Below are 13,071 nucleotides of genomic sequence, written 5' to 3'. Positions count from 1 at the left end.
TTCTGTCTATTATGCACTTTCAGATTCACGTTCTTCATGCTCGGTCTTTGGCAGGCTCTTTCCCTCAACAGCATCTTTGGTAATGATGCATGTTTTCAGCGTCTCATCCGATGGAGCCCTGTACATGATGTCCATCATGACGTTTTCCATTATCGCTCTTAATCCTCTGGCTCCGGTATTTCTTGCAATCGAACGGTCCGCAATCGCCTCAAGCGCATCTTTATCAAACTGCAGGCTGACTCCGTCGAGTTCCATCAGTTTCTGATACTGCTTCACAATCGAGCTCTTTGGCTCTGTCAAAATCTGAATCAGTGCCTCTCTGTCAAGAGATTCCAGTGCGACAATCACCGGAACACGTCCGACGAATTCCGGAATAAGGCCGAATTTAACAAGATCCTGCGGCAGTACCTGATTTAACAGTCTGTCCAGATTGTCTTCATGATTGGTTGCAATTTCCGCATTAAATCCTATGGATTTCTGGTCGATTCTCTTTTCGATGATCTTGTCAATCCCCTCAAACGCTCCGCCGCAAATGAAAAGGATATTGGACGTATCAATCTGATACAGCTCCTGATGCGGATGTTTTCTTCCGCCCTGCGGAGGCACGGATGCAATCGTACCTTCAATGATTTTCAGAAGCGCCTGCTGTACCCCTTCTCCTGATACATCTCTTGTAATGGATGGATTTTCGGATTTTCTTGTAATCTTGTCAATCTCATCGATATAAATAATTCCGTATTCTGCTCTTTCTATATCACCGTCAGCAGCCTGAATAATCTTCAAAAGAATGTTTTCCACATCTTCTCCGACATATCCCGCTTCTGTCAGCGTCGTGGCATCCGCAATCGCAAACGGCACATTCAGCACTTTTGCAAGCGTCTGTGCAAGAAGCGTCTTTCCGCTTCCGGTCGGTCCAAGCATAAGAATATTGCTTTTCTGCAGTTCCACTCCCAGATCTTTTTCCGCCTTAATCCGTTTATAATGATTATAAACAGCAACGGAAAGAACCTTTTTTGCTTCCTCCTGACCAATGACATAGTCATCCAGAAAGCTTTTTATTTCCTCCGGCTTCAAGAGATTAATCTCTCCAAGCCCGTTGTCTTCGTTCTCATATTCGAATTCTTCCTCTATAATTTCGGCACAGATCTCGATACATTCATCACAGATGTAAGCACCGTTTGGTCCCGCAATCAGCTTGCGCACCTGTGACTGTGTCTTATTACAGAAGGAACATCTTACCACATCTTCTTTTAAAGCCATTCTCACACCTCATTTATATACTTTCCGCATTGTATTATGAAACACGGAAAGGGGATGCCCCAAGCACATGGGACAGCCCCTTGTTTCCCCTTTACCGGCTCGTGATGACCTCATCAATTAAACCGTATTCTTTTGCTTCCTCAGCAGACATGAAATTGTCACGATCTGTATCACGGCTGATCGTTTCCAGTGTCTGCCCGGTATTCGCTGCCAGAATTTCATTCAATTTCCGGCGGGTTTTCAGAATATGCTCTGCAGCAATCTGTATCTCTGATGCCTGACCCTGTGCACCACCTGATGGCTGATGAATCATGATCTCAGCGTTCGGAAGCGCAAGACGCTTCCCTTTTTTCCCTCCGGAGAGAAGGAAAGATCCCATACTTGCAGCCATTCCAATACAGATCGTAGACACATCACACTTGATGTACTGCATCGTATCATAAATTGCCAGACCTGCCGTCACAGAACCGCCCGGACTGTTGATGTATAAATTGATATCCTTTCCCGGATCCTCTGCTTCCAGGAACAGGAGCTGTGCAACAATCACACTCGCTGAAGCATCATTTACCTCACCGTCCAGAAAAATGATTCTGTCTTTTAAAAGTCTTGAGTAGATGTCGTATGAACGCTCTCCACGGCTTGTCTGCTCAATGACATAAGGTACTAAACTCATGCAATATGCCTCCTTATTATTTATGTCTCTTATTCTTCTACCGCATTATCAACAAGGAATGTAACAGCTTCCTGAACAGCCATGTCCAGTTTCATCTGTTCTTTTTCTTTTTCTCCCATGAATTCTTTCAGCTTGTCTGCTTCCATCTTGTAAGCATCAGCCATCTTCTGGATTTCCTCGTCGATTTTCTCATCGCTGATTTCGATGTTTTCCGCTTTTACGATCGCTTCCAGAACAAGTCTTGTCTGAATTCTCTTTAATGCCTGCGGTTTCAGCTCATCTGTCATCTTCTCAGCTGTCATTCCTGTAAACTGGAAGTACTGATCAAGAGTCAGCCCCTGCTGCTGTAATCTCTGAGCAAAATCATTTGCCATCTGTCTTACTTCTGTGTCAACCATGGCATCCGGAATATCCATCTGCGCGTTTGCAACAGCTTCTTCTACTGCTTTGTCTTCCTGTTTTCTCTTGCCTTCTGCGATCTTCTGCTCTTTGATCTTTGCCTTGATGTCTGCTTTGTAAGCGTCCAGAGTTTCAAACTCGGAAACTTCGGATGCGAACTCGTCATCCAGTTCCGGAAGTTCTTTTACTTTGATCTCATGCACTGTACATTTGAAGACTGCTTCTTTTCCTGCCAGGTCTTTTGCATGGTACTCTTCCGGGAATTTTACATTCACTTCTTTTTCTTCTTCCAGGTTTGCGCCGATCAGCTGCTCTTCAAATCCCGGGATGAATGCTCCGGAGCCGATTGTCAGCGGGTAGTTTTCTCCTTTTCCGCCTTCAAAAGCAACACCGTCTACAAATCCTTCAAAGTCAAGTACAACTTCGTCTTTATCCTGAACCGGACGGTCTGTCACAGAAACTGTTCTTGCGTTCTTTTCCTGTTCTTCAACAAGTTTTGCTTCGATCTCTTTCTGTGTCACACGGTTGGAAATCTTTTCAACCTTTAATCCTTTGTATTCTCCTAATGTAACTTCCGGCTTTAAAGCCACCTCAGCTGTAAAAATAAATGGTTTGCCTTTTTCAATCTGTACGATATCAATCTTCGGCTGTGATACGATCTCAAGATCCTCTTCATCATATACTTTTCCGTATGCTTCCGGAATCAGCTGGTTTGCAGCGTCATCATAGAAAACTTCCGGTCCGTACATTTTTTCGATCATCTGGCGCGGCACTTTTCCTTTACGGAATCCTGGGATGCTGATGTTTTTCTTCTGCTTGTTGTAAGCTCCCTGGAGTGCTTTTTCCAGTTCTTCGGCAGAAACTTCGATCGTCAGTTTCGCCATGTTGTGTTCCAGTTTCTCTACTTGTAAACTCATTTACATTTCCTCCTAAATCTTATCGTATATGCGAAAAGTCGGCAGACTTATCTACATTACACTGATTGTATGAGTATACCATATTCTTATTCGAATTTCCAGTCTTACCTTTACTTTTCCTCATATTTTCGCCGTTTTCTGCCGGAAGACGCATTTTGACTCTTAGTCCGTGCTGCCGACTTCGTCCATTCGGAAAAACTGTTCCAGAAGTGTCTGGTATTCTTCCTCACTGACCGAATAGGTGTCTCCGTCATCTGCCTCCACTTTCACAATCACGGTCTCCGGATCGGAGTACTGCATATTCAGGTACGCTTCTTCCAGAAGATCATATGCTCTGAATAAATAATCATACTGCATCATCTCCTGAATTTCTTCTTCTGTTCCTTCATATCCTCCGTTCTGCGCGGACTGTTCAATTTCCTTTGATGCCTCCTGCAGCGCAGGTACGTAATTGACAAACAGATCTACCGGCTGAATCTCCACAGATACTTCGTACTCTTTTGGATCTGTCTTCTCCGCTTTCTGCACATCATATTTCATCACACTGAAAATCTCTTTTACAAGTGTTTCGTACTCATACAATGTATAATCACTGAGCTCATCATAACCGGATGTCAGATAATCATAGACAAACTGATCGACAGCCGCCTCATAATCCTGTTTCAGTTCATATTCGGATGTATCCATGATTCTGGACGCCTCCGTAAATTCCCCCTGGAGTCTCTCATCGAGTACGGCTTGTACATACCCTGCTGCATCAAAGTCTCCACCGCATCCGGCAAAGGCCATCATGCCGGCAAGGACCGCAGCCGCCAAAGCACAGGCTTTTTTTCTCATGATTTTCTCCTCCTTGTTCGTTTTTGATTCTATCAGACTCTATAAAAAAAAGCAACCTAAGTCCGTTTTCCCTTGTTTTCCTTCCGCAGTACATTTATACTGAAAGAACAGATCATACTATTACAAGGAGGAAACATTTGTGGAAATTGAACGTAAATACCTCATCGAATCCTGCCCTCTGCCTCTGGAAGATTTTCCATATCATGAGATGGAGCAGGGCTATCTGAATACCAGTCCCGTTGTTCGTATCCGCCGGTCGGACGAGGATTATACATTGACCTATAAATCCAAAGGCCTGATGGTCCGCGAAGAATATAACCTTCCTCTTACAAAGGAGGCCTATGAACATCTTCTTACCAAAATTGACGGAAGACTGATTCAGAAAAGACGTTATCTGATTCCTCTCGAAGGCGGACTGACAATCGAACTCGACTGTTTTAAGGGAGACCTGGCTCCGCTTATGCTGGCAGAAGTAGAATTTCCTTCTGTAGAGATGGCCGATTCCTTTACTCCGCCCTCCTGGTTTTCAGAAGATGTAACGTTTTCTGTTCTTTATCACAACAGCACATTAAGCAAATTATAAATAGCAACGTTTTGTTGCTTTTCTTTCCATAGATACATTTTGTGGCATTATCTGAATTTTTATATAGAAACTGATATACTGTTTCTAAAAATGGAGGTATGCCATGGCAAATGTACAGCTTGCAAAGAATCTCAGGACTCTTCGCAAAAAATACAACTACACACAGAAACAACTCAGCTCTATCCTGAACATTACCAGACAGGCGTACTCTCACTACGAACAGGCGCTCAGAGAACCGGACCTGTCTACTTTGATCCGTTTTTCTGATTTTTATAAAATCACGCTTGATGAACTGGTCGCCGGTGTCATTGATGCCGATCAGATTCAAGAATCCTTTCCGGTCTATCAGTATCATCTTTGCGAAACAGAAGATCAGAAACACTCAATCTGCTTAACGGATCCGGAAATCGACCTTATTATGAAATACCGGTACTCCTCTGAAAATGACCGTCAGATTGTTCGTGGATTTCTGAAAGACAAATAATCCCCTAACCGTACTAACGGAAAGGGGATTTCTTATTTTTCTGTTTTTTAATCATTCAGTCCAAATCCGTCATGGATTGCAATCATTGCTTTTTCTGTATCTTTTTCATCGATCAGAACAGTGATACGGATTTCAGATGTGGAAATCATGTTGATATTGATGTTGGAGTTAAACAGAGATTCAAACATCTTTGCCGCAACTCCCGGATTGCTGAGCATACCGGCTCCTACAATGGATACCTTTGCCACATCGGTGCTGTATGTAAGCTCTTTGATCGTAAGAACTTCTTTTTTCTCTTCAAGAATAGCAAGTACTTCTTTCAGATCTTCCTCGGATACGGTAAAAGAAATATCCTTTGTTCCGTTTCTTCCTACAGACTGCAGGATGATATCCACATTGATGTTGTTTTTCGCAAGTGTATTAAAGATTTTGAACGCGATTCCCGGCTCATCTTTTACTCCAATCGCAGAAATTCTTACTGTATTTCTGTCAGCCGCCACACCGGTGATTAACATTTTTTCCATTTTTACTACCTCCTTGACTACGGTTCCCTCTTCTGATGTAAGACTGGAGCGTACAACCAGCTCGACGCCATACTTCTTGGCCATCTCAACGGACCGGTTATGAAGCACCTTTGCTCCTGAAGTCGCAAGTTCCAGCATTTCATCGTAAATAATCTCGTCAATTTTTCTTGCATTTTTTACAATTCTCGGATCTGCCGTGTAGACACCGTCCACATCGGTATAGATTTCGCACTTGTCAGCATGAAGTGCTGCCGCAAGCGCAACCGCAGTAGTATCGGAACCGCCTCGTCCCAGGGTAGAGTAATCATCGTATTTGTTAATTCCCTGGAATCCGGTCACAATTACAATCTTTCTCGCTTCCAGTTCGTGCTGGATCCGCTCAGTATCGATCCGTTTGAATCTTGCATTTCCATATCTTGCCGTACAGTGCATCCGCACCTGAAAAGCGTTCAGAGAGATTGCCGGGACATCATATGAGTGAAATGCCATCGCCATCAGCGCAACGGATACCTGCTCTCCCGTAGTCAGGAGCATATCCAGCTCCCTTTTCGGCGCGTTTGGATTGATGCTCTGCGCCAGTTCCAGAAGTTCGTCTGTTGTATCTCCCATAGCTGAAAGTACTACAATTACATCATTCCCTTTTTTATAATCCTCAATGCAGCGCCTTGCCACATTGAAGATTCTTTCTCTGTTTGCGACAGAGCTTCCCCCGAATTTCTTTACTATCAGCATAATTTCCTCCTAGTATTCAAATAAGTGTTCGATCAGATGATATCCTTTTTTTTCCCATCTTCCTGACTGCACAGCCGTCCTTTCACAGTAGCTCTCTGCCCCGTTTTCAGGTCTTTTTCTGTCGTAGAGAAGATAGGGAACCGGATCCGCGGTATGTGTTCTGGCAGCAATCGGTGTCGGATGATCCGGCAGAATCAGCAGTCTGTACGGTTCTCCCGATGCATCCATCGCCTCCCTGACAATCCGGATCAGCCTCTGATCCAGAAATTCGATTGCCCGGACCTTCTTTTCCACGCTGCCCTGATGTCCCATTTCATCCGGCGCTTCCACATGGATATAGGCGAAATCGTAGCCTTCATCAAGCAGCGCACGGACTGCCGCCTGTGCCTTTCCTTCATAATTCGTATGAAGGCCGCCGTCCGCTCCTTCTACATGAACAATTTTCATTCCGCTTCCGGCGGCAATCCCTTTCAGGAGATCCACCGCCGAAATCATCACGCCTCTTTTTCCGGTCTTTTCCTGAAAATCCGGCAGTTTTGGCCTTTTTCCCGCTCCCCAGAACCAGGCGGAATTGGCCGGCCGAAGCCCCTGGGCTTTCCGCTTTAGATTAACTGGATGCTCTTTTAAAACTCGATAGCTTTCTTTCATCATTGCCAAAAGCATCGGATCCCCCGGAAGATATTCCCGGATCTGATTTGTCAGAATATCATGGGGCGGCGTCAGTTCCATTTCGTGTCCATTCTTCCAAAGCAGAAGATGGCGGTAGGATGTCCCGCGGTACAGCTCAAATCCCGGTTTTAACACTTCCTCCTTCAGGACCTCCAAAAGGACACCTGCATCTCTGGTATTAATTTCATCCGAGCTGTGGTCCACAATTCTCTGATCTTCATAAGGGAGTGATGCATCCTCGGTCAGCGTGACCAGATTGCAGCGGAACGATACATCATCCTCTTCCATCCCTACTCCGATACTGAGCGCCTCAAGAGGCGACCTTCCGGTATAATATACTTCGGGATTATACCCAAGGACCGACAGGTTGGCCGTATCACTTCCAGGTGCCATCCCCTCCGGCACCATTGAGACGAGCCCGATTTCGCTCATCTTTGCAAGGCGATCCATCTCAGGCGTCAAAGCCTGTTCCAGCGTCGTCTTTCCCCCAATACACTCCAGCGGCTCTCCTGCCATACCGTCCCCAAGAATGATAATATATTTCATCCGCAATCATTCCCTTCTGTTTTCGTCTTATAATCTATCTTATGATGCTGCGCGGATCATGTGAATGACATTGTCAAACCTTGCAGCCGCGTCTTCGTATTCCCCTTCTTTCATGACATCTGTAATAAATCCGAATTCTCCTTCGCAGCCATCAGCCTCCACGAATTCAACCTTGCCAAAAGTATTTCTGATCCGTTCTTCATATGCTGCCCTGCTTCCGGACATCCGGACAAAAAACTTTCTTTTTACATCCAGGCGGCTTTCAAGTTCCAGACGCTCTCCGGACCAGTATTCGCAGATTGTCTCGTTTCTGTATTTCGCAGCTTCCACGATATCTGCCGCTACTGCGCTGGCCGTCGGCATCTTTCCTGCGCCGCTTCCATAGAACATTGCATCCCCCAAAGCGTTGCCATGCACGAAAATCGCATTGAACACTCCATTCACACTTGCAAGCGGATGCTCTGCCGGAAGTATGAACGGGGCTACAACCGCCTCAAGCTTCTCTTCGTCCCGCTTCATCGTAGCAAGCAGTTTGATTACCGCATTCATCTGTTTTGCGTAGCGCATATCCTGGACAGTAATCTTCGTGATGCCTTCTGTATAAATATCGCGGAAATCCACCTGCTTTCCGGACACAATGGAAGACAGAATCGCTATTTTCCTGCAGGCATCCATACCTTCCACGTCCGCCTCCGGATTCCGTTCTGCAAATCCATTTGCCTGTGCTTCTTTCAATACTTCATCGTAATCGGCTCCCTCATAGAACATCTTCGTCATCATATAGTTCGTTGTCCCATTCAGGATTCCCGTAATCTCTTCAATCTCATCCGCCGTAAGCGAAGAGACAAGCGGACGGATAATCGGAATACCGCCTCCCACACTCGCCTCAAAGAGGTAGTTGACATGGTTCTCTTTTGCGGTCTTCAACAGCTCCGCTCCATGCGCAGCCACAAGCGCCTTATTGGAGGTTACCACATTTTTCCCGGCTTCCAGACTTCTCTTCACAAAGGTGTAAGCAGGTTCCAGACCGCCCATTACCTCTACGACAATATCCACACTTTCATCACTGACAATTTTTTCAAAATCATGCACAATCAGCTCCTGCACCGGATCCTCCGGGAAATCACGCAGATCCAGAACATATTTGATCCGCACCTGATCTCCTGCGCACCGGTCAATCTTCTCCTGATTTTGCCGGAACACTTCCACTACTCCGGATCCGACTGTACCATAGCCCAGTACCGCAACACTTATCATTTTTATTCCCTCCCTACTATTTTCAGATAATGAACTCCGTTTTTTTCTTCGATTTTCGCAACCATTTCCGAGAGATTTCCTGTTGTGGAAAGGACTTCCACACTCATGGTAAGCGTTGCCACTCCATTGAGCGGAATACTTTGGTGAATAGTCAGAATGTTTGCCCTGCACTGTGCAACTTCACCCAAAATCTCTGCCAAAAGCCCTGGAATATCTTCCATCTGCAGGACCATGGTAATAGTCTGTCCCTTTTCATTTTCATGAAACGGGAAAATATCATCTTTGTATTTATAAAAGGAACTTCTGCTGATTCCTGCCTGTTCTGCCGCTTCGCCGATCGTAAGTCCCTTCTGTGTCGCAAGCAGATGCTTGACCTCCACAACTTTCAACAGGACTTCCGGAACCGCTTTTCTGTTCAGCACATAGTATTTCGTCTTATCCATGTACACTCTCCTGTTTCAGATATGCATTGATGAATCTGTCAATCTCGCCGTCCATCACTGCTCCTACATTACTGGATTCTTCGTTTGTCCTGTGATCCTTGACAAGACTGTATGGATGCATAACATAAGAGCGGATCTGATTTCCAAATCCGATATCCTTGACCTCTCCGCGGATACCGGACATCTTCTCCGCCTGTTCCTGTTCTTTCATCAAATACAGTTTTGCCTTTAACATCTGCATCGCTTTATCCTTATTATGATGCTGCGAGCGCTCATTCTGGCACTGTACGACAATCCCGGTCGGAAGATGCGTGATCCGGACTGCGGAGGACGTCTTGTTAATGTGCTGTCCTCCTGCCCCGCTTGACCGGTAGGTATCGATCTTCAGATCATCTTCATTGATCTCGATATCGATCTCTTTGTCAATATCCGGAATCACATCACAGGACGCAAAAGATGTCTGACGTTTTCCCGCCGAATTGAACGGTGAAATCCGTACCAGACGATGTATCCCTTTCTCGGATTTCAGAAATCCATACGCATTTTCCCCGTGAACTTCAAAGGTCACGTTTTTGATTCCCGCAATGTCACCGTCAATATAATCCAGAACCTCCATCGAAAATCCATGACACTCCACAAACCGGGAATACATCCGGTAAAGCATCTGGTTCCAGTCACAGGCCTCCGTGCCTCCTGCTCCGGCATGGAGTGTCACGATCGCATCACAATTATCATACTCTCCCCCGAGGAGCGTACTGATCCGTACCTCCTCCAGGTGCTCATCCAGCCTTTTGACTCCGTCACGGATCTCTCCGATAAGACTTTCATCCTGTTCTTCTTCTGCCATTTCCAGAAGGACTCCGGTATCTTCATACTGCTGATTCAGCTCTTCCGCCGTTTTCAGTGTATCTTTCAGCATTTTGAGTTCTTTCATGACTTTCTGGGAGCCTTCCGTATCCTCCCAGAAATCCGGTTCTTCCATTTTACGTTCCAGTTCTTCTACTCTTTTTTCTTTGCCCGGCAGGTCAAAGTGAATCCCTTACTTCCTTAAGAGGTTCCTCGAATGCCTGCAGTTCCAGTCTCAGCTGTTCAAGCTCAACCACTGTTCTCACCTCTTTTATTTTTATTATTTCTTTTTCCCGCAGCACTGTTTGTATTTCAGGCCGCTTCCGCATGGACACGGATCATTCGGGTAAACTTTCTTTTCTGTGCGGACTTTCGGCGCATGGGATGCAGAGTCATCCTTGTTTGTTCCTGTTACTTTTACAACCTGTTCTCTTTCCACTTTCTGTTCCATCTTGACATGGAAGAGCACACGGATCGTATCTGCCTCAATAGCCTTTGTCATCTCACCGAACATGTCGTATCCAAGCATCTTGTATTCCACGAGCGGATCTTTCTGCCCATATGCCTGAAGACCGATTCCCTGACGAAGCTGGTCCATATCGTCGATATGATCCATCCATCTGCCATCAATCGCTCTGAGCAGTACGACACGCTCTACTTCTCTTAAATGTTCCGGTTCCGGGAATTCTGCTTCCTTTGCCTCGTATGCTTTGACAGCACGTTCTTTCAGAAGATGCTTCAGCTCTTTCTGCTGCTTTTTCTTCACATCTTCCCCGGTCACAGCCTGAATCATCGGAATGGTCTCATGAAGCGCCACATCCATGCCTTCCAGATCCCACTCATCACCGGATCTATCAGCCGGAGCATATCTGTCAACAAGATCTTCCACATATTCTGTAATCATATGATAGATGGAATCTCTCATGCTTTCCCCGTCAAGCACACGGCGGCGTTCTTCGTAGATAATCTCTCTTTGTTCATTCATAACCTGGTCATATTCCAGAAGATTCTTACGGATACCATAGTTGTTGAACTCGATCTTCTTCTGCGCCTTTTCAATCGCTCCTGAAAGCATTTTGTGTTCAATCTGTTCTCCGTCTTCCACGCCCAGCGCATTGAATACGGACATCAGCTTTTCAGAACCGAACAGGCGGAGCAGGTCGTCTTCCAGAGAAAGGTAGAAACGGGATTCACCCGGATCGCCCTGACGTCCGGAACGCCCGCGGAGCTGGTTGTCAATTCGTCTGGATTCATGACGCTCTGTACCGATGATCTTTAAGCCGCCGGCTTCTCTTGCCTTTTCATCCAACTTGATATCGGTACCACGGCCCGCCATATTGGTCGCAATCGTAACCGCGCCGTGCTGTCCGGCCTCAGCTACGATCTGTGCTTCCAGCTCATGGAACTTGGCATTCAGGACATTATGGCGGATACCGCGTTTTCTGAGCATTTTGCTTAAAAGCTCACTGGTCTCAATGGTAATCGTACCAACCAGAACCGGCTGCCCCTTTGCATGTGCTTCCTCAATAGCATCGCATACTGCGTTAAACTTCTCTTTCTTGGTCTTGTAAACAGCATCGTCCAGATCCTTCCGGATAACCGGTTTGTTGGTCGGAATTTCCACAACATCCATTCCGTAGATATCGCGGAACTCTTTTTCTTCTGTCAGGGCGGTACCTGTCATACCACATTTCTTTTCATACTTATTAAAGAAGTTCTGGAAGGTAACCGTTGCAAGTGTTTTACTCTCCCGGTTGACTTTTACATGCTCTTTTGCCTCGATTGCCTGATGAAGTCCGTCGGAATACCTTCTTCCCGGCATGATACGTCCTGTAAACTCATCGACGATCAGCACTTCGTTGTCTTTTACTACATAATCCTTGTCACGGAACATCAGGTTGTGTGCTCTCAGGGCCAAAATGATATTATGCTGGATCTCCAGATTTTCCGGATCTGCCAGATTTTCAATATGGAAGAAGTTTTCAACCTTCTTTACACCGTCTTCCGTCAGGTTGATGGTCTTCTCTTTTTCGTTGACGATGAAGTCTCCGGTTTCTTCAATCTCTTCACCAAGAATTGCATTCATCTTAGAGAATTCACCGCTTGCTTCTCCACGCTCCATCTGTTGCGCAAGAATATCACACGCCTCGTAGAGCTTTGTGGACTTACTGCTCTGGCCGGAAATAATCAGAGGGGTCCTTGCCTCGTCGATCAGAACGGAGTCGACCTCATCGATGATGGCGTATTTCAGTCCCCTTTGTACAAGCTGCTCTTTATAGATCACCATGTTATCTCTCAGATAATCAAATCCAAGTTCATTGTTGGTGACGTATGTAATATCACAGGCATAGGCCGCTCTTCTCTGGTCATTGTCCATATCGTTTAATACGACTCCGACTTTCAGTCCCAGAAATTCGTGTACTTTTCCCATCCACTCGGCGTCACGCTTTGCCAGATAGTCGTTGACAGTAACGATATGAACACCTTCTCCCGTGAGGGCATTCAAGTAAGCCGGAAGTGTGGATACAAGTGTCTTTCCTTCACCGGTCTTCATCTCGGAAATACGTCCCTGATGAAGGACAATACCGCCGATCAGCTGTACACGGTAATGTTTCATTCCGATGGATCTTACTGCTGCCTCTCTTACTGTGGCAAATGCCTCAGGAAGCAGGTCATCCAGAGTTTCTCCCTTTGCGTACCGTTCCTTATATTCTCTCGTTTTATCTCTTAATTCTTCATCAGAAAGCTTCTGCATCTCAGGTTCCAAAGCTTCGATATGATCTACGATCGGATAGATTCTCTTTAACTCATGCTGGCTGTGTGTACCAAACACTTTCTGTATCAGTCCCATTTTTTACTGCTCCTTATCGTTCTAAAAAATTAATCCATTCCTCATTTTAA

At 45.7% G+C, this 13,071-nt stretch carries 12 protein-coding genes; 2 read left to right on the top strand and 10 right to left on the bottom strand.

Going from position 1 to position 13,071, the window contains the following annotated elements; genetic code table 11:
- Positions 1-9 precede the first annotated feature (9 nt).
- From clpX to Selli1_RS11780, 4 genes are all read right to left on the bottom strand, one after another.
- On the bottom strand, positions 10-1,260 hold the full coding sequence (clpX, locus tag Selli1_RS11795) for an ATP-dependent Clp protease ATP-binding subunit ClpX (RefSeq protein ID WP_087167475.1): 1,251 nt from the start codon (positions 1,258-1,260) through the stop codon (positions 10-12).
- A gap of 91 nt (positions 1,261-1,351) precedes the next feature.
- The gene (gene clpP, locus Selli1_RS11790) at positions 1,352-1,933 is read right to left on the bottom strand and encodes an ATP-dependent Clp endopeptidase proteolytic subunit ClpP (protein ID WP_087167476.1); all 582 of its coding nucleotides are present in this window, start codon (positions 1,931-1,933) and stop codon (positions 1,352-1,354) included.
- Between the two features lie 29 nt (positions 1,934-1,962).
- A complete protein-coding gene (gene tig, locus Selli1_RS11785) occupies positions 1,963-3,249 on the bottom strand; it encodes a trigger factor (RefSeq protein WP_087167477.1) in 1,287 nt (428 codons plus the stop codon).
- Positions 3,250-3,411: 162 nt separating this feature from the next.
- Complete coding sequence (locus Selli1_RS11780; RefSeq protein ID WP_281845568.1) at positions 3,412-4,086, bottom strand: ATP-binding protein; 675 nt, start codon at positions 4,084-4,086, stop codon at positions 3,412-3,414.
- A gap of 139 nt (positions 4,087-4,225) precedes the next feature.
- Between Selli1_RS11780 and Selli1_RS11775 the strand changes: the two genes are divergently transcribed.
- Both Selli1_RS11775 and Selli1_RS11770 read left to right on the top strand, forming a co-directional pair.
- The gene (locus Selli1_RS11775) at positions 4,226-4,669 is read left to right on the top strand and encodes a CYTH domain-containing protein (RefSeq protein ID WP_087254542.1); all 444 of its coding nucleotides are present in this window, start codon (positions 4,226-4,228) and stop codon (positions 4,667-4,669) included.
- Between the two features lie 103 nt (positions 4,670-4,772).
- Positions 4,773-5,153 (top strand): helix-turn-helix domain-containing protein, encoded by a 381-nt coding sequence (locus tag Selli1_RS11770; protein ID WP_087254544.1) that lies wholly within the window; start codon positions 4,773-4,775, stop codon positions 5,151-5,153.
- 47 nt (positions 5,154-5,200) lie between these two features.
- Here Selli1_RS11770 and Selli1_RS11765 read toward each other — a convergent pair whose 3' ends face one another.
- The 6 genes from Selli1_RS11765 to secA form a co-directional block, all read right to left on the bottom strand.
- Complete coding sequence (locus tag Selli1_RS11765) at positions 5,201-6,409, bottom strand: aspartate kinase (protein ID WP_281873081.1); 1,209 nt, start codon at positions 6,407-6,409, stop codon at positions 5,201-5,203.
- A gap of 9 nt (positions 6,410-6,418) precedes the next feature.
- Positions 6,419-7,624 carry a cofactor-independent phosphoglycerate mutase gene (locus Selli1_RS11760; protein ID WP_281845569.1) on the bottom strand — a complete coding sequence of 402 codons (1,206 nt, stop codon included), beginning with the start codon at positions 7,622-7,624 and terminating at the stop codon, positions 6,419-6,421.
- Between the two features lie 39 nt (positions 7,625-7,663).
- Positions 7,664-8,881 (bottom strand): homoserine dehydrogenase, encoded by a 1,218-nt coding sequence (locus Selli1_RS11755; protein WP_118637723.1) that lies wholly within the window; start codon positions 8,879-8,881, stop codon positions 7,664-7,666.
- A gap of 2 nt (positions 8,882-8,883) precedes the next feature.
- Positions 8,884-9,324, bottom strand: coding sequence for an ACT domain-containing protein (locus Selli1_RS11750; protein WP_087167484.1), 441 nt, complete (start codon positions 9,322-9,324; stop codon positions 8,884-8,886).
- Positions 9,317-10,427, bottom strand: a protein-coding gene (prfB, locus tag Selli1_RS11745) for a peptide chain release factor 2 (protein WP_281845570.1) whose coding sequence is annotated in 2 segments (ribosomal slippage) — positions 9,317-10,351 and positions 10,353-10,427 — 1,110 coding nt in all. Because the reading frame shifts where the segments join, the coding sequence is not laid out codon by codon here. Before prfB ends, Selli1_RS11750 begins: the two co-directional genes overlap by 8 nt.
- A gap of 23 nt (positions 10,428-10,450) precedes the next feature.
- Positions 10,451-13,021, bottom strand: coding sequence for a preprotein translocase subunit SecA (secA, locus tag Selli1_RS11740; protein WP_281845571.1), 2,571 nt, complete (start codon positions 13,019-13,021; stop codon positions 10,451-10,453).
- Between the last annotated feature and the right edge of the window lie 50 nt (positions 13,022-13,071).

The organism is Sellimonas catena, from assembly GCF_027924685.1.
Classification (GTDB): domain Bacteria; phylum Bacillota; class Clostridia; order Lachnospirales; family Lachnospiraceae; genus Sellimonas; species Sellimonas catena.
The sequence above is the reverse complement of the archived record's forward strand: the minus strand, read 5'-3'. Positions and strand labels throughout refer to the sequence as shown.

Coding starts and splice junctions, on each gene's coding strand:
- clpX (WP_087167475.1), bottom strand. CDS start 1,260: ATGGCTTTAAAAGAAGATGTGGTAAGATGTTCCTTCTGTAATAAGACA.
- clpP (WP_087167476.1), bottom strand. CDS start 1,933: ATGAGTTTAGTACCTTATGTCATTGAGCAGACAAGCCGTGGAGAGCGT.
- tig (WP_087167477.1), bottom strand. CDS start 3,249: ATGAGTTTACAAGTAGAGAAACTGGAACACAACATGGCGAAACTGACG.
- Selli1_RS11780 (WP_281845568.1), bottom strand. CDS start 4,086: ATGAGAAAAAAAGCCTGTGCTTTGGCGGCTGCGGTCCTTGCCGGCATG.
- Selli1_RS11770 (WP_087254544.1), top strand. CDS start 4,773: ATGGCAAATGTACAGCTTGCAAAGAATCTCAGGACTCTTCGCAAAAAA.
- Selli1_RS11765 (WP_281873081.1), bottom strand. CDS start 6,409: ATGCTGATAGTAAAGAAATTCGGGGGAAGCTCTGTCGCAAACAGAGAA.
- Selli1_RS11760 (WP_281845569.1), bottom strand. CDS start 7,624: ATGAAATATATTATCATTCTTGGGGACGGTATGGCAGGAGAGCCGCTG.
- Selli1_RS11755 (WP_118637723.1), bottom strand. CDS start 8,881: ATGATAAGTGTTGCGGTACTGGGCTATGGTACAGTCGGATCCGGAGTA.
- Selli1_RS11750 (WP_087167484.1), bottom strand. CDS start 9,324: ATGGATAAGACGAAATACTATGTGCTGAACAGAAAAGCGGTTCCGGAA.
- secA (WP_281845571.1), bottom strand. CDS start 13,021: ATGGGACTGATACAGAAAGTGTTTGGTACACACAGCCAGCATGAGTTA.